Origin of the sequence: Mycobacterium parmense, from assembly GCF_010730575.1 — a bacterium.
Classification (GTDB): Bacteria; Actinomycetota; Actinomycetes; order Mycobacteriales; family Mycobacteriaceae; genus Mycobacterium; species Mycobacterium parmense.
In genome coordinates this window covers 733,261-754,949 of the sequence record NZ_AP022614.1, presented here as the reverse complement: position 1 = coordinate 754,949, position 21,689 = coordinate 733,261, and the positions used below count along the sequence as shown (strand labels likewise).

The following is a 21,689-nucleotide window of genomic DNA, read 5'->3' as shown; positions in this document are numbered from 1 at the left end:
CTTAACTATTACCGTCGGCGGGATCTACTAAGACGTCGGTAGCAGTGATCGCCATGCTTGGACATGCGGCTTCCATCCGGCTGGCGATGTCGTCGGCGAGGACTGCGGCGGTGGCATGCGCGATGCCGTCATTGTCGAATTCGACGGCTTCGGCTGCGATGGCGGCGCACTCTTTGGCGCCTTGGCACAGGTCTTCATCGATTGTGACGCGTTTCATTCGGTGGCCTTGCGGTGGCGGTGGATGATCCGGCCGGGTAGGCCGCCTTTGAGTCCGACGCTGAGGTGGAACTCGTGGCGCGGCGTCCAGCCGGGTCGGGGCTGGATGTAGAAGCGTTGGGCGATCTTGGTCAGCGCGAACTGCGCCTCCAGATACGCCAGCCCGACGCCGATGCAGTGGCGCGGGCCGCCCCCGAACTGCACCCACTGGAACCGGTGGTGGCTGTTTTTGCGGTCGTCGAGCCAGCGCATCGGGTCATAGCGGTCGGGGTGATCCCACAGTGCTGGGTGCCGATTGATGGTGTAGGCGCTGACCCCGACCTGACTGCCCGCGGGCACAAAGTATCCGGCGATTTCGTCGTCCTCCAACGCTTGGCGGGTCAACAGCAGCGCTCCCTGAAAGCGTTGGGCTTCATCGAACGCCGCTTTGGCGTAGGGAAGTTTGGCCAACTCGCCATACGAGTCGAAATCGCCGGTGTAGGCATCGGCCTCAGCGCGCAGCGCCTCCATCGCATCGGGGTTTTGCGCCAGCATGGCCACCGTCCACACCAGCGCCGAGGCGGTGGTGTCGAACCCGCCAAACCACAAGCCCATCAACTGATCAACAAGATTCTCATGTTCTAGTGGAGCGCCGTCGTCGGCGCCCAAATCCAGCAGTGTGTTGAGGACATCCGGGGTATCGGTCGGGTTGGCGCGGCGGTCGGCGATGGCTTCTTCGATGCGGCCCCGAATCGCCAATACGGCGCGGCGACCGGCCCGCCCACCAGGTGTTGGCACCCAGGACGGCGCCCAGAAAGTAAGCATGAGCCCACCCATGTAGGTGGTTTGGATCCGGAACAGATCCACCAACTCCGGAACGCTGTCAGCCGACACCGACGAGGAAAACATTGAGCGCTGCAGGGCCGCCATCGTCAGGATCGACAACTCCCGATAGATGTCGACTTCCTCACCGCAGTCGGCGATCGCATCCCAGCGCGCCAACGTCTCCTCGACCGAACTCTCCAAGATCTGGGCGATGCCGTTGAGGTTTCGTCGTGAAAAGGCTGGGTTGAGCGCCTTGCGGTTACGCTGCCACGCCTCGCCGTCGGCCACCGGGATGCTCTCCCCCAACGCCGGCACCAACGCCCGCGACATGATGCCTTTGTGATAACGGGAGTAGTCGATGAGCCAGTCCCCGACGTAACGCGGGTCGTTGACCACCGTCGTCCCACCCGGCCCCAACGGCAACGAATACACATCGCCGTAACGCGTCACGCAATCGGCGAGCAGCTGAAACGGATCTCGCGACCGCGCGAACATCAGAGCCAGCCGCCCCGTCCCCGGCCCCGGCGCACGATCTGCCGGCTTGGCCTGGGAGATATTGCCCGCAGCAGCCGACACTGGCTGACCCGTTCGTTGCGTAATCGCCAAAACTCTCAACCACCTCGTTGTGAACTGTAGGTACAGCAGCGTTACTGCTAGTCTATTACGCAAATCTGGCTCATACAAGGCTGTGAACCAGAGTTTTCGTAGCACTCGCTTACTATCGCTACGCTATCTTGTCCTCAAACGTGCGCTGTTGGGTGGTGCCCTCTCCCCGATCCGGGCGTTCGCGGCCCAGGTGTGTGAATACCGCGGCGTTTGGCCCTGCGGGTAGCTGCAAGCACAAGATGCGAACGACTAGTGCTCACATATTGTGGGTCCTCGGCTATCCACTGCACACTTGAGCGTGATATGCGTAGCATATGGTCTGGACGATCACGGTTCCTGTGGAAATCCGACGGCTGTGAGCGGCGGCCGGGGAAAGCCCTCGCGATACCACGCCGACGAACCCTGGACCGGTCGGCGGCCAGGTTCAGCACGGACCGACGAATTTAGAGTTCGATAATGCGTGACGTTGCCCGTGCACGTGCCGGGCACTCTCGCGACTACCTGCGCCACCATGGCGCGCCAGCCCCTGACATCACCAATGCCGCCGATGCCGTCGCGGTATCAGGCAACGTACCGCTTCTGCCCGCTGGCCTATATCGTGCGAGATCCCCACACCTGGTAACCGAGCGCCTCCCGCGGCACGGTCGCAGATGTCGGAGACTTTCGTCGGACGGCTCGCGATGAACGACGACATCACGGCAGACCGGGCGATCCTGCGGGTGCCAGACGTTCAGCGCGCCTCGGCAGGCTTGACTTTCGTCGACGGCCGTAGTCCGTCGTCATCGCACGCGGCACTTGATGAAGTCGACAAGGCCCTCATCGATCATTTGCTCGCCGACGGCAAGATCACCAATCGTGAACTCGCCCAACGAATTGGTGTCAGCGAGTCGGTGGTCAGTATGCGTCTACGCAAAATGACGGCCAGCGGCCTCTTGGTTTTTGCCGCAATAATTGATTGGGAGGTAGCCGGTTTCGACTGGTTTGTCATCTGCCGCATCAAAACGCGGGGGCGCTCACCGCGCGATGTGGCACAGGACATCGGCGTGTTTCCGCAATGTGATGCGGTCGCAGTGTCGGTGGGTTCATACGATGTTCTGGCGTATTTCTTGGTGCCCGACCTCGCCGAACTTCGAGATGTGATCAATGAGTTGGCCACCATTCACGGCGTCTCCGATCTTGACGTCGATCTTGCCATCGAGACGACCGTTCCCCAATACGGTCGGCAGCTCTTTCTGTCCAGGAACGCGCCACCGATCCGGTTACCCGCGCCCAAGATCGACCTTGACGAAATAGACATCGCCATCATGCAGCAGCTCATCGACGACGGCCGTCAATCGAGCCGCAACATCGCGCGCAGACTTCATGTTTCAGAGGGCACGGTCCGGGCCCGCATTAACCGCCTAATCCAGTCAGGATTGGTCCGGGTGGTGGCAATGGTCGAGCCGGTGGCCCTTGGCGTAATAGGAGTGATCGCTTCGATATCGATTCGGGCAGATCGCGCTCGACTGCATTACATCCACAAGGAACTCGCTGCGGTCCCTAACGTTGTTTTCTCGGCGATATGCCTGGGTAGCTGGGATATGCATGTGACGGTGACGGCCACAACTGCATATCAGCTAATGCAGATTGTGGGCACAATACAAGCGATCGACGGGGTAACGGCCACAGACGCGATGCTCATGACTGACGTGATCCGGCTGAGTTCATATATGAAACGCCTGGATGCTGCCTAATCCGTGAGAGCGGTAAAGCTGGATCCCGTTGTCCCAGCACGGCAGTCCGGTTGTCCGAGATCGACGTTGATCCAGCCCACTCAGTGCACGTGGTGACGATTGGAGGCAACGACGGTCAAAGTATTGGATATCCTCGCGTTCCAGCGGCTTGATCTGGGTTTCGATGAAGTCATCCATTTGCGCGAGCAAGCCTGGAAGGTGTTCGGGCAGTGGGAAATCCACGGTCGTCCTTTCTGTTCGTTGCACTGCGAGCCGCTGTGCGGGCCCGGCGGCAGAGCCCCCCGGACCGGCCTGCTCACCGGTGAGCTTGGCCCCGGGGGTGAGGCGAGAGTGTCGCAGTCACGACATCTCGGCCAACTTCCTCGAGCGAGGCCGCGGTGCGTGCGGGCCTCTAAACGCCAAACCTTGGCGGGGTCGAGAACTTTCTGACTGATACACGTTGGACGGTCGCGGCATTCACCGAAGGTAGATCGATTTGAGTTGGTAGTAGGCCGCGAGACCTTCGGGTCCCAGTTCGCGCCCTAGACCGCTGGCCTTGACGCCTCCGAAGGGTGCGCCGAGGTCGAGCTCGTAGAAGTTGACTCCGACGCTGCCCGTTTCGACGCGGCGCGCGATGTCGAGGCCCTTGTCGGTATCGGAGGTCCAGATGGTGCCGCCGAGTCCGTATTCGGAGTCGTTGGCGATGGACACGGCGTCGTCGACGTCGTTGTAGGGGATGACGGCCAGCACGGGGCCGAAGATTTCCTCGCGAGCGACACGGTTCGCGTTATCAACACCGCCGAAAACGGTCGGCTGCACAAACCAGCCCGTTTCCCGATCGGATCGGCTTCCGCCGGCGGCCAGGGTCGCCCCGCTGGTTTTGCCCATCTCGATGTAGGACTCCACACGCTCCCGCTGGCGGTGTGAGACCAGTGGCCCCACATGGGTGCTCGGGTCAAGAGGATCACCGACCGCCAACGTCGATGCCATGGCGGCCAGGGCCTCGAGCACCTCGTCGTGGCGCGATCGTGGCACCAGGATTCTGGTTGACAGGTAACAGGTTTGACCGTTGTTGAGCAGCGAAGCGGTCGCCAGGCCGGTGACGGTGGATGCGAGATCAGCGTCATCGAGCACGATCGCCGCCGATTTGCCGCCAAGCTCTAGGGTCACCGGGCGCAACAGCCGCCCGCAGACTTCGCCGATGGAGCGACCGGCGGCCGTCGAGCCGGTGAACGCCACCTTGTGCACACCGGGATGCGACACCAGGTATTTGCCGATGTCGGCGCCTCCGGTGACCACGTTGAGGACACCGGACGGCAGGCCGGCCCGTTCGGCGCACGCCGCCAGCTCCAAGGCGTCCAACGTGGTCTCTGGCGCCGGTTTGAGGACCACCGTGCATCCCGCGGCAAGGGCGGGCGCCAGTTTGAACATCGTGAGCCCCTGGGGATAGTTCCACGGGACGATGGCCGCCACCACGCCGACTGGTTCGCGCCGCACGATCGTCTGGCCGCCACCTCCGATACGCGGGCGCCGCTCTTCGGCTCGCAGCTCGGCGGCCAACGCGGCGTAGTAACGCAGCATCACCACGGGCGCGTAGCCCTCGGCAAACCCGGCGAGCGTAATGGGCATACCGTTTTGGATGCTGGTCAGCGCGGCACGTTCAGTCGTGTTGGTCTCCAACTGATCCGCCAACTGCAACAAGATTTTGGAGCGGCCCTCGGCCCCGATCGTCGACCACTCGGGCGAACGCAGTGCTCGCCGCGCCGCACCGACCGCGGTGTCAACATCGGCGATGGCAGCTCTTGGGACGACGCCGATCTGCTGCTCCGTGGTTGGGGAGATAACGGGAATCGTTTCTCCCCCAACCGGTTTGCGCCACTGCCCGTCTATGTAGAGCGTGGTGTGCCGATATTGCATCGTTGTCTTCCTTTCGAATGTGGTGGAAATACCCCACGATTCACAGAACGAGAACCGGTTTGACGACCGCGCCGGCGATGCTGGCACGTTCGGCCTCGTTGATGTTTTGCAGCGGGAAGGTCGTGATCAATTTGTCGAAAGGGAATCGACCCTGACGCCACAGCTGGATCAGCTGGGAAATCAGCACTTCGGGTGTCGCATCGCCCTCCAGGATCCCGGTCATCGGTGCGACCGAAGGCCAATGTGTTGGGGTCCAACACCACATCGCCTTGTTTGGCGCCGACGAGTCCACAGGTGCCGCTGGGAAGCAGGACACGAATGGCGGTCTCGATGACCGAGGGCACGCCGGTGGTGTCCAACGCGTACCGAGGGCCGCCACCGGTAACTTTGATGAGCTGCGATTCCAGGTCCGGCGCGTTGGCGTCGAAGGTATGCGTTGCGCCGAGTTCGGCGGCAGGTTGCAGCCGGGCGCGATTGCGGTCCACCGCCACGACCGTCGCTGCACCGGCGACGTGGGCCGCCATCACCGCCGACAGGCCCACACTTCCCGCGCCGAACACCACCACGCTGTCACCGCGGTCAACGCCCAGGGCGACCAGAATCGACCCGGCCCCGGTCAGCACGCCGCACCCGAGCGGACCGAGCAACTCCAGCGGAATCGTCGGATCCACCTTGACAACGTTGCGGGCCGCGGCGATCACATGGCTGGCAAATGACGACTGACCGAACCAGCGCGACGCGATGGGCGTGCCGGCGGCGTCGCGAACAGTGCCGCTGCCCTCGACGCCGACTCCGGTGAGGTTGCGGATGACAAACGACTCGCAGTACGCCGGATGCCCCCGCCTGGCAGTTCGAACAGGCTCGGCACGCATCGAAGGAAATCACCACGTGGTCACCCGCGATGAGGTTGGTAACAGTCTCGCCGACCGCGGCGATGACGCCGGAGGCCTCGTGACCAGTGATGATCGGAGGTGACGCCAGGAAACCGCTCATCCGCGGTAACACGTCGGTGTGGCACATGCCCACGGCCACTACCCGTACTCGGACCTCATCTGGGCCCGGGTCTCGCAGCTGGACGTCCTCGATGCGGTAGGGAGCGTCGCGGGCCCGCAGCACCGCCGCCGTAATCCACATGAGCGTGCACTCCTCATCGAGTTGCCGGGCGCTGACTGGTCCGGCTGCATCACCGCAGCAACACCGACTCACTCGTCTACAGAATCGTGAATCTTGCCGCCCACCGGCAGCATAGAGCGCATTTTGATTAGCAACAAGCTGATATTGCTACGCAGAGCCCGTTCTTGGTGCCAGAAAGACGGGATTATGCGAAGACATCAAGGTTGGACTGGGGCCGTACCGGCTGGCGCTCAGGTGGGCTGTCGGCCGGTTCTCTTTCAGGGCACGTCGAGTGCGTCGTGATCATCGATGGCGGTCAGAATGCGACGCAGCATCTCCGCGGAGGTCGATTTCGGCTGCATCGCGGGTAAGAAGCGCGGCGGGTAGAGCGTCGTCGTCCACATGGCCAACGCGCCGACTAGCTGCTGGCGGTACAGAGTCCAGGCCTGCGCGCGAGGCAGGGCCAGTCCACCTTCGCTGGCCAGCCGATCGAGATAGCGATCCAGCAACGCATGCTCCCAGTCCCGCCGCTGATCGATGCTCAGCGCCGAGGCTAATGCGTAGGACAGATCGCGCGACCAATGCCCGGCCGAAATGCACTGCCAGTCACACAATCCCATCCGACCCGCCCCCGTGACGTACCAGTTCCCTAGATGAGGGTCACCGTGGATGAGGGTGCGAGGCAACCCGCGGTGAGCGTGGACTGAGGCTTCGAAACTGCGCCACAACTGCTCACCGCGCCCGACGAGGCTCGGCGGTGTCAGGCCTTCGTCGTCGGCGCGGCGCTGGCCGCGCAGATGGTAGCGACGGATGGACGAGATCGAACCGGTGACGGCCCACCAATGCGGATAGCTGCGAAGCCACCGCGGCTTGCACGCGTCGGAGAGATCGAGCGTGACGGCCCGCGCGTGAAGGCGGGCCAGCTGGTCGACGACCAGTTCCGCCTGCTGGCGCGAGATTACCGTGGTCGGTTCACAAAACGTCGCCTGGCGGGTCGCCACCAAATCTTCAAGCAGATGGACCGCGCGGCCCGAACGCGGCTCGCTAGCACTGTAATAACCGTACGGTGCTTCAAGGTCAAAGAGGTGGCGCAGCTCGTTGTAGAACCCCGCTTCGGCCGGCGCGGTTCCCGTTAGCCCGTTGCCGATCCTGGTCACCAGGGTCGGGGTGCTCTTGACAAACACGGTGGCGGGCAGGTGCCCGGTGTTGTTGATGGAGCTGTACCGCAGGCGAAGTCGGGCGCGCACCGACGTTCCCGCCGAATGGCGCTCCACCGACACCAGCACGACCCTGGCACCAGCCAAGTGCGGCCGAAGCACCCCAGAAACCCATCTCGGCGTGATGTGCTCGAGGCGCCCAGGAACCTGCGACGTCCTGCTCACCGGCCACCACTGCACGCGATCGAACATCGTGGCGGCAACCATGGGAGCCAAACGGACCGCCAGGCGTAAGCCATCGGCGACCGACGGGACCGAGCCAATCCGGGGAGGCTGCGCGTCGAGCGAGCCCGAACCGCCCGCCGCGCCCGTCACGACGTGCGACACGCCGCGACCCCCGCGGCACGAACGCTTTCGGGAGCGCGAAAAAGCGGCCAACAATCAGCCGTCGTTTGGCATATATCGCGACGCATTGGCGCCACAGTAGACGCATTTAGCGGATTTATCTAGTATAAAACACGACTTTGCACACTCGCGGCGGGTTTGTGTTGCCATGGAGCCGCCAGCCCCCGATGACCACGACTGGAGGACGCTGTGCGGATGCATCTCGCCGACATCTGGGAGTCGATGGCGCAGGCGCTGCCGAACGCGACCGCGGTAATCCACGGCGACCGCAGGCTCAGCTGGAAAGAGTACGAGCAGCACGCTGCGCAATTCGCGGGGCTGCTGTCTGCGTATGGACTAGGTCGCGACGCCAAGGTCGGGCTCTTGCTGTATAACTGCCCGGAGTACCTGGAGGCCCAGTTCGGGGCATTCAAGGCCCGTGCGGTGCCGATTAATGTCAACTACCGCTACTTGGGCGATGAGTTGGCGCACGTGCTCGACAACGCCGACGCGCAAGCGCTGGTCTACCATGCCAGCCTGGCCGACCGGGTCCAACAGGTGCTCGGTCGCCTCCCTAAACTGCGTCTGCTCCTCGAAGTCGATGACAATGCGCACCAACGTGTCGCCCCGGTCGTGCAGGGCGCGCTGGGCTACACCGTGGCACTCGCCGACGCCGCAGCTCAACCCGTCATCGACCGCGGTGAAGATGATCTCTACATGCTCTACACCGGCGGCACGACCGGCCTGCCCAAAGGAGTGATGTACGACATCGGCGATGTCACGCGGGCCTTCTTGTACTCCGGATCCAACATCTACCGGCGAAGGACTCACGGCGAGCCGGTCACCGATCCCGCCCAGGCCGTTGCTGGCGCCGTCGCGACCCACGAGCAGCGCCAGGCGTTAGCCACTTTCGCTTGCCCGCCACTCATGCACGGCGCAGGCATGTGGATTGGCGCGATCACCCCGCACTTGTTTGGGGCCCCGGTCGTCCTGGCCACCAACCGCAGCTTCGACGGCGATGCCTTCGTGCGCACCGTGACCCGCCACGCAGTAGCGGTAGCCGTCATTGTCGGCGATGCGTTTGCCCGCCCCATCGTCGAGGCACTAGACCGCGGCGCCTCCCGTGGCTTGCAGGCCGATCTCAGCAGTCTGGAAATCCTTGCCTCAAGTGGAGCAATGCTGTCCGACCACCTCAAAAGTCGACTGCTGCAACACATGCCACGCGTGACGCTGGCCGACCTGCTCGGGTCAAGCGAGGGTGCGATGGGTGCCAAATACGTCCGCAGAGGCCAGAATCCAACGACAGCACGATTCAACCCCAGCCCAGGGGTCAAAGTATTGCGTGACGATGGCACTGAAGTGATGCCCGGTTCTGGCGAGATCGGCACCGTGGCCCTCACCGGAATTATGGTCCCGCGCGGCTACTACAAGGATCCTGAACGCAGCCAACGCACCTTCCGCGTGATTGATGGTGCCCGATACTCATTTCCCGGCGATATGGCCACCGTCGAACCGGACGGATCCGTGCGACTACTCGGCCGAGGCAACCATTGCATCAACACCGGCGGCGAGAAGGTCTACCCCGAAGAAGTCGAACAGGCACTCAAGACCCACCCCGGCGTGGCCGACAGTCTCGTTTTCGGTGTCGACGACGAAACACTGGGCCAACGGGTGGTCGCCCTCGTCCAATTGGCTCCCCACGCAGGCGAAGTATCCGACGAAGACATCGTCGCGGCGGTGCGCCAGCGCCTGTCGGGGTTTAAGGCACCCCGCAAAATCTGCCGGGTTGACGTGGTCCCACGCAGCCCATCCGGCAAAGCCGATTACGGCGCGGCGCGTCGTTTGTTCGTCGCGGCAGCCGGTGTGTAACAGAACTGGTCGCGCTGCCGCGCGGGCCGATGTGACGACGCGAACCGGGCCAGGTGGTTGTGGTGCAGCACGACGTCGGTCAGGTAGGCGACTGCGATGTCGCGGATCCCGGCGACACCGGCCAGCTCCGCGACGAAGCCGCTGACCTCGTGCACCGAGCGGCCGCCGATCTGCAACACCAGATCGGCGGCTCCGATAGTGGTGACGCCGGTCATTACCGTCGCACGCTGCATTAGCGCCGCGATCGCCGATTCGTCGTCCAGCGAGACAAACACCATGGCGAATAGCCGCCGCTCCCCGGCAGCAACCGGATCGACCCCGGCGACAAGCCGCACCAGTCCACCGTCTTCCAGCCGCCGGATTCGGGACCGCACCGTAGCGTCACTGACCTCCAACCGCCGCGCAATTTCTCGATTCGATTCATGCCCGGCCATGGCGAGCTGTTCGATCAGTGCACAGTCGAGCTCGTCGAGTGGTGGATCCGGCGCTGGCAGCGCGCGCGGCGACCAGGGCCGAATCGGCAGAGTCAAGGCGTTGACGTCGTAGGCCAAGACGCCGGTCACGACGTCGACCCCAACAACCCGCGCATTGTCGACACCGCGTGTGGCCGAGCGCAGCGTGGTACGCAGGTCGGCGAGGTCGACGCCCAAAATCGACACCACGAGATCGCACACACCCATCGCCGCGGCAACAAACTGGGCAACCCCGCACGCGGCGAACCGCTCCTTGAGTAACGCCGCGGCCGGCTGCGGGGCTTTGATGCGCACCACCGCGCCCGCCCTATACCCCGCGGTCTCCGAATCGACCACCACCGTCAGGGCCAACACGTTGGATTCACGCAATCGCCGCAGTCGCGAGGTCACCGTCTCGTTGGTGACACCTGCCTGGGCCGCAAGATCGCGCACACTGCTGCGAGGCTCGGCCATCAGCGCTCGGCACAGCTGGTGGTCAACATCATCAAGGTGCTGTCTGGGGCGGCGCGCCATGGCCGAACGCTACCCGAATCCCTCGACGTGACCGCGTCGAGCGCGCCCACCATCAGCCCCATCAGCAGCGGTCATGTTCCCACCTCCCCCGGACTGGCACCGCCGGTAGCTAGCTGTAGGAGGTCACCACGTTGGTGACCTGCTACAGCTGGTCGGCGCGGTTCAGCCGGGAGGACAGGAGTGATAGGCATTGCAGACATAGGATCGCCTGTCATCCCAGGCTTTGAACCAGGTTCCCTGCGGCGTGATCAAGAACTTGAACTCGCCATGCCCGCAGTAGGTGTTGCTGTCCGGGGTGATCGCGCAGGTCGTTGCGTTGTAGGTCACATAGCTGCGCGGCGGCAGCGTCTGGTCGGCATGTCCATCAGGGAACTGGATGGCCGCGGTCCAGCCATGGTGCACTGCCCGGTTTCCGTTGAACCACGCGATGTGAGTGTCCCCTGGGGGTGCACCGGGGACATCCCCGGTGCAGCCGAAGCCTCCCCAAAACCAGATGCCGCAGGTGAGTCCTGTGGGTGTCAAGAACCAGAGACTGGAATGGTCAGGACTCAAGAATTGATCTGGGGGCAGTTCGGTGTACCACGCCGTGATGCTCGCCATCTCCGGAAATGGGTTGGCCGCCGCATCACCGGGGGGGTCTGCGCGTCCCGGAGTCGCGCTGACGAACGCCATTGCCATCGCCAACCCGATCGCCACCAGCCGCCGCGACCACAGCGACATGTCGCCATCACTAACGTGAGACACCCCACCGTGAGCCAAAACTCGCCACGATGCCACGCGGCCGATCGACTCCCGCCAATGGTCCCGGGCGGCTCTCACCTGGCGCAAGCTAACGGGCAACACGCCGTCGCCGTCGTGACATGGCCTCACGCGTCTAGTGCTCATGCGTCATCTCGGACAAACCGTCACCGCGGCCACCCGAGAGCGCACCAGGGCCGACCCGGGCTGAAAACAATCGAGACGGTCGGCGGAGTACACGACATCGACCACCGCGCCCCTGATAACGGTCATCCCCACCCCTCCGCCCTTACAGGCGTGGAAAACGACGACGCCGATAACCCACCGAACACGTCGACCTGAGGATCGAGGGAAGCCTCGATCGCGGGTTTCCGTCCTGAAACATGCACCGAAGCCACGGGCGTCATCTTCCTACGAGAACTTGCGCTCCACGTGATCTATACCATATTTTTGCGTTGTAGAAACGAGCTACAGCTGGCGGATATCGCGTCGTACGCCGTCGACAACAGGGCACTTGCGTTTGCATGGTTACCTGCAGTCATTGAAGTCGCGTCGTCATTGTCATCACCTGGCGCACAATGCATTCGCGGTGGCTCGCGGGTATCGAGAGGAACCGATGAGCATGCAAGCCATTGCGGACCACGTGCGCCCGCAGAGGCGGTCAGGTGTCGCCTCGGTCTGTCACACACCGTTTCCGGCATGCCGAAGAGGCGGTCGGTGGATCGCAACGCTACTGATCGTGCCCGTGCTGGCTGCCAGCCTGGTGCTGGCGCCGTCGGCTGTCGCCGATCCTGAGGCCAACGTCAGGGACGCCGTGGCCTCGGCCCGTAGCGGGACGTCGTGCGGATCGCTGCGGTCCAACGCCGTAGTCGAGCAAGTAGCCCAAATCATCAATCGATCGACTGACGACTATCTCAATCACGCGGCAACGCGAGTCCCGGTCCTTGACCCACTCGAAGGGCTCAAGACTCTTGGGTACAGCGGCACCAAGGCTTACCTGCTTTCTGGTGCCGCCCAAAACGATGCTGATGCGATTCAGGGGGCGGTACTGGAAGGCTATGCCGCCCTTCCTGATTGCTCCTACACAGACTTCGGACTCAGTCTGCGGCGAAACGACACCACCGGATATCACTTGGTGTCGGTGGTATTGGCTGGGCCCTAGAAGGGCCTGCTGGCAATGAATGTGGCGATGACACACTTTTCGACAAACCGGCGAGTTGTTGCGGGTGGTTTGTCCCATAGGGTCGACGGTGATGACGTTGCAGGGGGTACGTGATGCGTAACGCGTTCATCAGGGTTGCGCTAATTCCGGGGATTTGTGTTGTCATGCCTGCTGCGCCCGCGCGTGCTGATGAGGGTGACAGCACTGTGACCTATGAAGTGGTTTCTGATTCCGTCGGTGTTGCGGACGGAATTGAATTTTTCGACGGGTCCACACGGCAGCGAATCGAGCATGTTCCGCTGCCGTGGAGGACCGATGTGACGGTCGCTAATCCGCGCAGTTTGGGAACCGACGGCGCCGAAATTCGCGCCGACTGGCGGAGCAGCATCGCCGCCCCGGTCTGGCGGACAGGCAAATGGGTCACGGTCCGCGTCTATATCGGCAAACTCCTTCGATGCCAAAACACGCTCGACGTTGGTAACGCGGCATGCTATGGCAGTACATCCTTTCAATCGTGATCGCTGCCGACGCTTGCTGCATCTCATCACGGCTACGCGCCCACATATGGCATGGTTGATGCCTAATGACATAGAGGACCGCGGTGCATGCCCGCCAAGGCGGCCACTTGTGCCACTGCCGATGGCCGATAGGTCGGCCCAGCCAAGGCTCGGCGGCATGTGTCCCCGCCGAGTTGACCGGCTGGCTGCTCCCTCGTCGTCGGCATTGTCGTCTAGTCAGACATCACGAGATCAGCTGCGCGCCATGATGATCGGGGCCAGACGACGGCCCACCGGTAGCGGTGCATGCTGCAGGGCTGCCGCCATCACTTTGTGATGAGCACCATGAATGATCATCGGACGCCCCGACATCACCGCGTCGTATCCCTGACGTGCGACTGCGACCGGACTCATCATTAGTGCGCCGAGAACTCGATCTTGTTTGAAACCACCCAATCCATCTGCCTCACTGAAGATTTCGGTTCTGTGGCGCCGGGAAGACTGACAGTACACCGGATACCGGCGTCGCGAAATTCCGCGTCGATGGTCTCGCTGAAGCGCAACACGAGGGCCTTAATCCCGCTGTAGGTAGTTTCTGAGGGCGTTGCAACCAAAAGGCTCGCCAAAGATCCGATATTGGCGATGCGGCCCCAGCCGCGATCCACCATGCCGGCAGGAATCGATGCACGTCGAACCCTTTGGCCGCGAGGAGCTCAGCCATGCAGCGGCCGATACCACTCAACGCGCCCGTCACCAACGCGGTGCGGCAACCACCGTCAGATGCGCGGTCGCGCTCGTCGATGGGCCGGCCCCGGCTCACCGGCTTGATACGCATTTCTTGATCCTTTGTGGCCGAAAGCGCGGAACTGTTGTCCTCGCGAACGGTCGTCCCGGAAAGGGGAGTCGCTCAGTCGCACACGTGGGAGCGGTGGATCCTGGTGCCCCAACGTTTGGCACGTTGGACAGACGGCCCGGTGAACCAATCGGGCTGATGGGCCTTGATGCCGGCGCTGATATTGGCTTGCTCCTGCCACAGCAAATAGAAGCTCTTACCCTCATACAGCGGAAAGTAGCTGTCTCCCAAGTAATCTTGACTCTGCGTGAGGGCCTGGGCGCGCGGGGCGAGGAAATCTTCGGCTTGGTCAATGTTTGCGGTGACAATGTCGACTTGCTGCTGAATCGGGCCAAAGCTGTAGTCCCAGTCGCTGGCCGCGCCTATGATGACGCCCGGCCCATCGGGGGTGATGCGATTGAATTGCAACCTGTCGATCTGGCGTCTGAGCACCTCGTACTGAGCGTTGAACCACTGACACATCTCCCGTTCGGCAGTGATATCCGCAGCGGTGACACTTCCCCGGGTTTGGTCGTACGGAAAAGGAAACTTCGGCACCCAGTTCGACGGGCCCGGCGCGATCGGCGGCAACGGCCGGATGATGTCGCTATCGGGAATCAGCTCATACGGGTCGGCATGGGACACCGGCCCGAGCGCCACCGTGCCGCTGGCCCATACCAGTAACGCGCAAGCGCCGATCATGCGCGCCCGGTGAGGTTTTTGTGCCCTGGCGCGGTCGGTCAGCCTCGCGATTCTTGTTCGCCAGCCGACCGCGGACTTTGCGCGGGCACCGGCGCCGCTCTTGGGCATCCGAATCTCTTTCACGTAGCTTGGCGCTATTACTTCTGCTCGACCACTGCACCAATCCCGCCGACATCGCTGATTTCCCAGTTTTTGTTGCTATCGATGGTGATGCTGTAAGTGGCTGTGGACTGCAGCGGACTGGGCGCCTGAACGGTTTTGGTGAGTACGCTGACAAAACAGTCGACGACATAGGCCCCGCCGGTGTCCGAACGAACCTTAGCCACCAGCGGACGCGCTGTGGAACTCCATTGCAGGGGCACGAGGATCTGTTCCATTTCCTCGCCCGCCTTGGTCAGCTTTTCCTTCAGTGCTGGGCTGGTTCCCGCGACGAGCTTCACCTTCCACGCATTGAGGTCTCCGAAATTAATCTCCGCCGCGTGCACCGCATAGTCCATCGCGAGCCTTTCAGCGTGGGCATTGTTGTCGGATTGACGGGACTGGGCGTCGAGTTTGTGCTGGGCGCCAACATATAGCCACGCGAAGACACCGACAGCGGCGACGAGTGCGGTGATCACCGCAGCGATCACCAAGCTAGGAAGCGAGATCGACAGCCGCAATCGCCGCGCCGACTTCTTGCCGCGAGGCGTCTTGGGGGCCGCCTCCTCACTTGGATCGCCGTCGCTTGCGTTCTCGATCGCCGACTCGGTTGGATCGCTGTCGCCCACATCCTTGATCGTCGACTCGGCCGAATCGGTCTCGGCGACATCGTCGATCTTCGAGTCAGCTGAATCCGTCTCGGCCACCTCTGATTCGTTGAGGGCTGATTCTTTAACAGTCATCGAACACCTTCTTCAATTCGCGGTCAGGTATTTTCAAGTCGGTAACGTCCGTGGCGCTTTAGCTCTCTAATGCTCGGGCAGGCTGACGTGCAGTGTGATTGCGCCGTCCTTCGGCAGCCCGTCCAACACATTGGCCAGAATCTGGCCGGTGTCGAAGTTCAGCAACGCGCCAGCGATCCCTTGAATGTGCGGGCGAAACGCTTCGCCCAACACCTTAAAGTCGCCTCCATTGTTGTCTAAGAGCTTCTGAATTCGGGCGAGGAAAGCATCGAGTTTGTAATACATCTCCGGGGCGCCCAGATCGACGGCGGCCGGAAAGGAGCTAAACAGTGATCGCAGGTGCGGGTTGAGGCTGTTGACCATCGGTGTGAGGTCAGCGAGCAGAGGCCCAAGCCAGCCGGCGTTTCCCAGCAGGATCTGGAAGTTGTCAAGTAGTTCACGCCCGCGACCGTGCATGTCGGCGGCGGTGTTGCGCAACAGTCTGCTGGTGCGTGACAGTTTGGGCAACACATCATCCGGCGGGGGCAGCGCAGTGTCGGCTTCGTGGGTGACACGATCGAGCGCGCCGGGGTCCAGCTGGTTGAGGACCCGCACGACGCTGGTCGCCAGTTCAGAGATCGATGCTGGCTGTGTCACGGATTCCGTTGCGATGCGCTGGCCGTTGCGTAGCATCGGTCCGCGCTGACTGCGCGGCACCAGTTCAATATAGGATTCGCCGAGCGCAGAGAGATTCTCCAGACGGACGTCGCTGTCCACGGGGACGTGGAATCGATCATCGAAGTAGAAGTTAACAGTTGCCCGGTCGACCGACGATCGAATATTGCTGACCTTGCCCACGGGCACACCGCGCAGCAAAACATTTGACCCGACCACCAGGCCATTAACGTCGGCGACGTCCATCGAAACATCGGTGCGGTGAGACGGCAGCCCCACCCGTACGCCCAACGAGCCGATGTAGCCGATTGCAAACGCAATCATCAGCCCGAAGGTCAGAAACGACAGCACGTCTCGTAGCCTCATGGTGTCGCCCCAATCATCCGCAGGACGTCTTGCACGTTGCCCGACAATTCCCTACCGTCAGGCCCGACTATTGAGGTGATGTTCATCGCCGGATATTTATCTTCGGGAAGGAAATAATCGTAAAATAACCGCCGCCATGCGGGCAGCTCAGCTTCAAATGCGTGTTTGTCGCGCCGCATCGCGCCGAGGGCGTCTGCCAGTGAATTTAATAACGGCACCAGCCAGTAACCGTTCGAATAGACACTACCCACCGAGGGCAGCAGAGTCCCCACGTAGGACGCGGCGACCGTCTGGCGATTGAAGCCCTCCATGCTCTTGGGTGTGAACCAGTCCTGAAACGCCGGGATTCGGTTGAACGCGACCTGCCCGGTTCCGGACACCCCTTGCAGCCACTGGTCGACGGTGTCGATGCCCTTGGAGAGGTCGGAAAGGTCGACGGCCACTTGTGAAGCGATCTTGCGTGCCGTATCCCCTTGCGGGGTCACGCGATTGATGCCGACAAGTGTGTTCTGGATGCGTTGAATGGACCCGCTGGACACGAAATCCGCCAGATGGGCGATGGTGTCCTCCAAGGGTGGTGGTGAGGTGGTATCCGCAAGCGGGATCCTGGCGCCCGCAGCCAAGGCGGGCGCGGCCGGCTGGTCGGGTTGGGGGCGCTCGAGGGCTACATAGATGTCGCCGAGCACCGTGGCTTGCTGTAATACCGCATGGATGTTGGACGGCACCACCACACTGGAGTCGATCCGCGCGGTGACATCGACGCGCCGGCTCGTAACGTCCATCTTGGTGACGACGCCGACGGTGGTGCCGTCCAGCACCACCTTGGCGCGTTCGGGCAAGTTGAGCACATCGTCGAACTCGATGATGATGTTGTAGCCATTGCTGTAGGAGTTGCCGGGCTGGGGAAGCGCGTTGACGTTGAGCGATGCGCACGATGACACCGTGAAGGCAATCGCGATCAGCACGGCCTGCCACCTGCGGGGGTTCATCGTTTCGCCGCCTGGGTCAGGACGTACTGCAGCAGTGCGACGTCCACCGCGTAGGGCTGCCCCTGCACGTTTGCACAGCTGCCCGGCATCGAGGCGTTCATGATGTTGCACAGCGCAACGCCATCGGGGGTATGGATGCGATACAGGGGGGGCCTGTAGCGGATCGGGAAGAAATTCCGGTTGTTGTAGTGGTTGGCCAGCGTGTTGATCCACCAGGGCACCGGGTTCAACAGGTTCGACAGGCGAGGGGCGTGTTCGCTGAACTTCCTGAGTGCGACCCCCACCGAGTCGAGGGTGAATTGGATCTCTTGGCCCAGGTTGTCTTCCAGATCCGCGACCAGGGGGGCCGCCCAGGTGGTGCCTTCCACCAGCCGTTGGCCGGCCTGGGCGGCGGCGTCCACCTCTGGCGTGGTCTGCCGCGCGTTGTACAAGATCGCCTTCAACGGTCCCCTGATGTCCTTGAGCACTTCGGTCAGCTGCGCCAGGTTGGTGATGATGGCCCCGATGTCATTGATCGCTTGATCAGGGCTATCGAGTACCGCCGAGGACGTTCTCAACAGCTGATTGATCCCGGCGCCCTGGTTGTGGGTCGCCTGATCGAGACCGTGGATCACATCGCCGATGTTCGTCGACCCGTTCGGGTTGACCGAGTTGATGAACCTGGTCGCCGATCCGATCACCTCGGACAGGCTCTTCGGGGTCGAGGAGCGGTTGAGCGGGATGCATCCGCCGGCGAGCAGTTGGGGTCCCGACTCGTAGTTGCCGACGAGTTCAAGCGAGCGGTCAGCCAGGATGGATGTCGACCTGATGATGGCCTTGACGTCGCGCGGCAGCCGGCGCTGCTCGGTCACCGTGAAATCGATTCGGACGTCGCGTGCACTGGGGCTGATGGCTTTGACGGTGCCGATGGGATAGCCCATTTGGGTGACCGGGTTGCCGGCATACAGCCCGACGCTGTCGGGCATGATCGCGCAATAGTCGGCATGCGAACTGCCCCGCGGTGACGTGCACGAACCGCTGGCGGTGGCCACCGCCGCGGCGATCACGGCGATCGCCGGCACCCGGTACACGCGGTGTGAACGTAACGCGGCCATTAGCACGGAGTTCCGGGGATTGGCATACACAAGTCGGTGGCCAGCAGTTCTGGCGGCGCGTTTTGCGCATCCAGGACCCGTTCGATCTTTCTGCGCACCAGGCGTATTGCCCGGATAATCACCCCGCTGCGTTCTGACCAATACCGGGCTTTTTCTTGGGTGTAGCGGACCTTTTCCAGAAATTCGTCCCGATGATTCTGGTAAAAGTAGCCAACCGGCGCCAGCGCATCGAGGATGTCCCCCATGCCTTTAATCGCACTACCAAACCCCTCGCCGTAAATAATGAGGGTTTGTTCGACGATCGCGATTTTCCGGACTAGTTGTTTGAGCCCGTCACTGAAATCGCTGAGCGATCGGATGTACTCATCGGAGAGGTTGAGGATAGCGGTGATTTGTCCACGTTGTTTGTCGACGGTGGACATGAGACTATTGCCGGCGTCAATGATTGCGGACAGTGACTCCACATTGTTGCCGGCGAGCCCGCGCTGCACTTCGTCCAGCGACTGATGCAGCGGCTTTGCGTTCACGTTGTCGGTGATTTTCGTCGCGTCAGCCAGGGTGCGCATCAGGTTGTAGGGCATCGTCACGCGTTCGACCGGAATCGGCTTGTTGCCCAGCGGGGTATCACCAAGCGAGACGATGTTCACGTAGTAGCCACCGACCACCGTGAGCATGCGGACTTCGATCTGCGATCGGTCCCCGACAAAGGCGTCGTCGTCGACTAGCGTGCGCACCCGCACCCGGTTGTGTTCCAGGGCAAGGTCTTTGACCTTTCCCACGGTGATACCGGCGATGCGTACCTGGTCTCCGGGGCGGGCCGACGCCGCATCTTCGGTGTAGAACGTGACGGTTTTCTGGGCGGGCGGGCTGATATACAGCCAGCCCGCTACCAGCGCCACCACCGTCGCTAAGGCCAGCGCACTGACACCCCAAAACGTTGGGCTATGTAGCACTTTCATCGGTTACACACCACGACCTTTTGCCCGTTGACGAAGATATCCATCGGCGCGGGTAGCTCGAAACGACCCCGCGAGCATGGCAACGGAGTCCCCTCCTCCGGCGGTTCTGGGATGTTCCCCCACATGACCGGAACGAACTTGAACGCATCAATATAGTCATCGACATTGGCGAACGCACGGTCGAGCCCCGCATCAATGTCGCTCGGCAGCTCCGGTGGGGTAACGGGGGGCGGTTGAAGGCGAAAAGGGGATGCCGCGCCGAAAACAGCGGGGAATCCGGTATTTGCCAACAACCGCAGCACGGAACCGGTGAAATCCGGACCGAACAGCTGAGACTTTCGGAACTCATCGATCGCCTTGAGCGCCCCATCCAACGGTCGATTAGCCCAGTCTAATATCTGGACCAGGTCTTTAGAATGCCCACCTATGGACTCAGCAACTTGTGACAGATTACGCATCAACGTTGCGACCACTTGCTGCCGGTCTGATACGAACTCAGTCAGTTTATGGATGCTTTCCAGCATCGGCGCCAAGCCGCCACCGTCGCCGGATAAGTACGATTCCGCATTTGTCGTAAACGTGTTGATCTCCTCGGGACTTAGCGTCGCTATCACCGGTTGAAGGCCATTGAATAACGCGGTGATGTCGTAGGACGGCTGGGTCATCGCGATGGGCACCTGCGTGACGAGCTCGGCACTCGAATATCCCTCCGCGGGGTTCACGACATCGATATACCGTAAACCGGTCAGCGCCTGGTATTTGATCGCAAGCCGGGTCGCCGCGACGACACCGTATCTATGGACAAGCATAAAATTGACCGAAGCAAAGCTTTGGCCATGCTTTCGCTCCAGTCGGATCGACCGGACTTTTCCCACGCTTACCCCGCGGACACGCACGTCAGCATCCACATGCAACCCGGACGCATCGGTGAACTCCGCGGTGTAGGAACGTTGATCTCCGGTAACCGGCTGCTCGATAATGTTGACGATGAAGATCAACAGAATGACCTCGACGATGCCGCTTACCACAAGCCGCCATAACGCCGCTGTGGGTTTCATTACGGTCCCCCGATCGCATCAATCGGGGCTGCCACACCGGGAAGGTTGTCCAGCATTATCCGAACTTGCAGCGCCCGCTGCCCGGGCGGGCCGGCGTACATTTTCTCGAATCGTGACCGCAGTTCGGCCAACTCCTGCGCAAAACCTTCGGGTCTGATCAGGGGCGGCACCACATCGGTCAGGTCCTTGACCGCGCCGACGAATTGCAGCAGATCACCGACATGCTTGGACTCCAGCTTGCCCACATCGTTGAAGACGCCCTCGGAGGCCACCTGCAGGGTCGCTAAATATCGGTGTTGCCATTCGTCCGGGGTTGCGTCCGCACTGCCGTGATGTCTGAAATTCTCGTCATTGTGAAGAAAATTTGAGCCGGTATCGACCAGTGCATTGACAAATGAAGGAAACACCACGCTTAGTCCCGTCGCATTCGTCAACAGGCGCATCGTGCTGACGGTTTGCACCTGGGCAACCGCGTTGGCAGCGATAAATGCCGTCTCGATGAGCGGATTCAGCGCGTCGGTGTAGCGAGTGGCACGATCGATGACCTGGACAAGTTGCGGTGTCAACACCCCGGTGGATACCTGACCGAGGCGAGACAGCAACGCTTGCAGGGTGAAATTTCCTTTCGGTACCGCGGTGAGGTGAATGCCGTCGCGCAGCGGTTGCCCACCACTACCCGCGATGAGATTGACACCGGTAACACCGAAATAGTTGACAGGCCGAAAATCAATACCCAGGGCATCCGTTAAACCCCGGACCGGCGCCTTCTGCAGGTCGGCATCCAGCCGGACGCCTCCGCCGTGCAAACTGGAGACCGCCGTGACCTGCCCGACGGTGACCCCATGCATGACGATCGGCGTACCTGCGCTAACGCCCTGGCCGACATATTGCGTGTCGATCGCGACCGAAATGACGTCAGACGGGCGGCCCGCGAATGGATTAAACGCGGCGAGCAGCCCGACGACACTCAGGCACACCACCATCACTGTCCCG

General features: G+C 62.0%; 20 protein-coding genes and 1 pseudogene. 4 read left to right on the top strand and 17 right to left on the bottom strand.

From position 1 onward, the window contains the following. Position 1 precedes the first annotated feature (1 nt). Together G6N48_RS03305 and G6N48_RS03300 are read right to left on the bottom strand one after the other, a co-directional pair. Positions 2-217 carry a ferredoxin gene (locus G6N48_RS03305; protein WP_085268167.1) on the bottom strand — a complete coding sequence of 72 codons (216 nt, stop codon included), beginning with the start codon at positions 215-217 and terminating at the stop codon, positions 2-4. Next, positions 214-1,731, bottom strand: a complete 1,518-nt coding sequence (locus G6N48_RS03300) for a cytochrome P450 (protein WP_139825673.1) — start codon at positions 1,729-1,731, stop codon at positions 214-216. Before G6N48_RS03300 ends, G6N48_RS03305 begins: the two co-directional genes overlap by 4 nt. 575 nt (positions 1,732-2,306) lie before the next feature. On the opposite strand from G6N48_RS03300, the gene G6N48_RS03295 reads away from it, so the two are divergent. After that, positions 2,307-3,359 (top strand): Lrp/AsnC family transcriptional regulator, encoded by a 1,053-nt coding sequence (locus tag G6N48_RS03295; protein ID WP_161494184.1) that lies wholly within the window; start codon positions 2,307-2,309, stop codon positions 3,357-3,359. Positions 3,360-3,815: 456 nt separating this feature from the next. On the opposite strand, the gene G6N48_RS03290 is transcribed toward G6N48_RS03295, so the two are convergent. The 4 genes and pseudogenes from G6N48_RS03290 to G6N48_RS03280 form a co-directional block, all read right to left on the bottom strand. Further along, positions 3,816-5,255, bottom strand: coding sequence for an aldehyde dehydrogenase (locus tag G6N48_RS03290; protein ID WP_085268171.1), 1,440 nt, complete (start codon positions 5,253-5,255; stop codon positions 3,816-3,818). Beyond that, on the bottom strand, positions 5,225-6,127 hold the full coding sequence (locus tag G6N48_RS03285; protein WP_232066526.1) for a zinc-binding dehydrogenase: 903 nt from the start codon (positions 6,125-6,127) through the stop codon (positions 5,225-5,227). Before G6N48_RS03285 ends, G6N48_RS03290 begins: the two co-directional genes overlap by 31 nt. A gap of 16 nt (positions 6,128-6,143) precedes the next feature. Beyond that, positions 6,144-6,275: pseudogene (locus tag G6N48_RS28040) on the bottom strand (alcohol dehydrogenase catalytic domain-containing protein); the annotation flags it as partial. Positions 6,276-6,646: 371 nt separating this feature from the next. Further along, a complete protein-coding gene (locus G6N48_RS03280) occupies positions 6,647-7,912 on the bottom strand; it encodes an aminoglycoside phosphotransferase family protein (RefSeq protein ID WP_085268172.1) in 1,266 nt (421 codons plus the stop codon). Between the two features lie 213 nt (positions 7,913-8,125). Between G6N48_RS03280 and G6N48_RS03275 the strand changes: the two genes are divergently transcribed. Then, on the top strand, positions 8,126-9,778 hold the full coding sequence (locus G6N48_RS03275) for an AMP-binding protein (RefSeq protein WP_085268173.1): 1,653 nt from the start codon (positions 8,126-8,128) through the stop codon (positions 9,776-9,778). On the opposite strand, the gene G6N48_RS03270 is transcribed toward G6N48_RS03275, so the two are convergent. Continuing rightward, positions 9,733-10,764: an Lrp/AsnC family transcriptional regulator gene (locus tag G6N48_RS03270; RefSeq protein ID WP_085268174.1), complete on the bottom strand. Its 1,032-nt coding sequence runs from the start codon at positions 10,762-10,764 to the stop codon at positions 9,733-9,735. The genes G6N48_RS03275 and G6N48_RS03270 overlap by 46 nt on opposite strands. A 162-nt stretch (positions 10,765-10,926) precedes the next feature. After that, positions 10,927-11,484 (bottom strand): hypothetical protein, encoded by a 558-nt coding sequence (locus G6N48_RS03265; protein WP_085268175.1) that lies wholly within the window; start codon positions 11,482-11,484, stop codon positions 10,927-10,929. A 757-nt stretch (positions 11,485-12,241) separates the two neighbouring features. Between G6N48_RS03265 and G6N48_RS03260 the strand changes: the two genes are divergently transcribed. Then, the gene (locus G6N48_RS03260; protein ID WP_232066525.1) at positions 12,242-12,664 is read left to right on the top strand and encodes a hypothetical protein; all 423 of its coding nucleotides are present in this window, start codon (positions 12,242-12,244) and stop codon (positions 12,662-12,664) included. A 113-nt stretch (positions 12,665-12,777) separates the two neighbouring features. Further along, on the top strand, positions 12,778-13,182 hold the full coding sequence (locus G6N48_RS03255) for a hypothetical protein (protein WP_085268176.1): 405 nt from the start codon (positions 12,778-12,780) through the stop codon (positions 13,180-13,182). A gap of 395 nt (positions 13,183-13,577) precedes the next feature. Here G6N48_RS03255 and G6N48_RS03250 read toward each other — a convergent pair whose 3' ends face one another. The 9 genes from G6N48_RS03250 to G6N48_RS03210 all read right to left on the bottom strand — a co-directional run bounded on the left by G6N48_RS03250 (position 13,578) and on the right by G6N48_RS03210 (position 21,679). After that, entirely contained in the window at positions 13,578-13,829 is a 252-nt protein-coding gene (locus tag G6N48_RS03250; protein WP_085268177.1) for an SDR family NAD(P)-dependent oxidoreductase, read from the bottom strand. Between the two features lie 239 nt (positions 13,830-14,068). Further along, a complete protein-coding gene (locus tag G6N48_RS03245) occupies positions 14,069-14,803 on the bottom strand; it encodes a hypothetical protein (RefSeq protein WP_372511391.1) in 735 nt (244 codons plus the stop codon). A 29-nt stretch (positions 14,804-14,832) separates the two neighbouring features. Continuing rightward, complete coding sequence (locus tag G6N48_RS03240) at positions 14,833-15,576, bottom strand: hypothetical protein (RefSeq protein WP_085268179.1); 744 nt, start codon at positions 15,574-15,576, stop codon at positions 14,833-14,835. A 66-nt stretch (positions 15,577-15,642) separates the two neighbouring features. Further along, positions 15,643-16,596 (bottom strand): MlaD family protein, encoded by a 954-nt coding sequence (locus G6N48_RS03235; protein WP_085268180.1) that lies wholly within the window; start codon positions 16,594-16,596, stop codon positions 15,643-15,645. Next, on the bottom strand, positions 16,593-17,585 hold the full coding sequence (locus G6N48_RS03230; protein WP_085268181.1) for an MlaD family protein: 993 nt from the start codon (positions 17,583-17,585) through the stop codon (positions 16,593-16,595). Before G6N48_RS03230 ends, G6N48_RS03235 begins: the two co-directional genes overlap by 4 nt. Next, entirely contained in the window at positions 17,582-18,679 is a 1,098-nt protein-coding gene (locus G6N48_RS03225; RefSeq protein WP_085268182.1) for an MCE family protein, read from the bottom strand. The genes G6N48_RS03230 and G6N48_RS03225 overlap by 4 nt, the downstream gene beginning before the upstream one ends. Beyond that, on the bottom strand, positions 18,679-19,638 hold the full coding sequence (locus G6N48_RS03220) for an MlaD family protein (RefSeq protein ID WP_085268183.1): 960 nt from the start codon (positions 19,636-19,638) through the stop codon (positions 18,679-18,681). Before G6N48_RS03220 ends, G6N48_RS03225 begins: the two co-directional genes overlap by 1 nt. Continuing rightward, positions 19,635-20,696, bottom strand: a complete 1,062-nt coding sequence (locus tag G6N48_RS03215) for an MlaD family protein (protein ID WP_085268184.1) — start codon at positions 20,694-20,696, stop codon at positions 19,635-19,637. The genes G6N48_RS03220 and G6N48_RS03215 overlap by 4 nt, the downstream gene beginning before the upstream one ends. Next, a complete protein-coding gene (locus tag G6N48_RS03210; RefSeq protein WP_085268185.1) occupies positions 20,696-21,679 on the bottom strand; it encodes an MlaD family protein in 984 nt (327 codons plus the stop codon). Before G6N48_RS03210 ends, G6N48_RS03215 begins: the two co-directional genes overlap by 1 nt. Positions 21,680-21,689 lie beyond the last annotated feature (10 nt).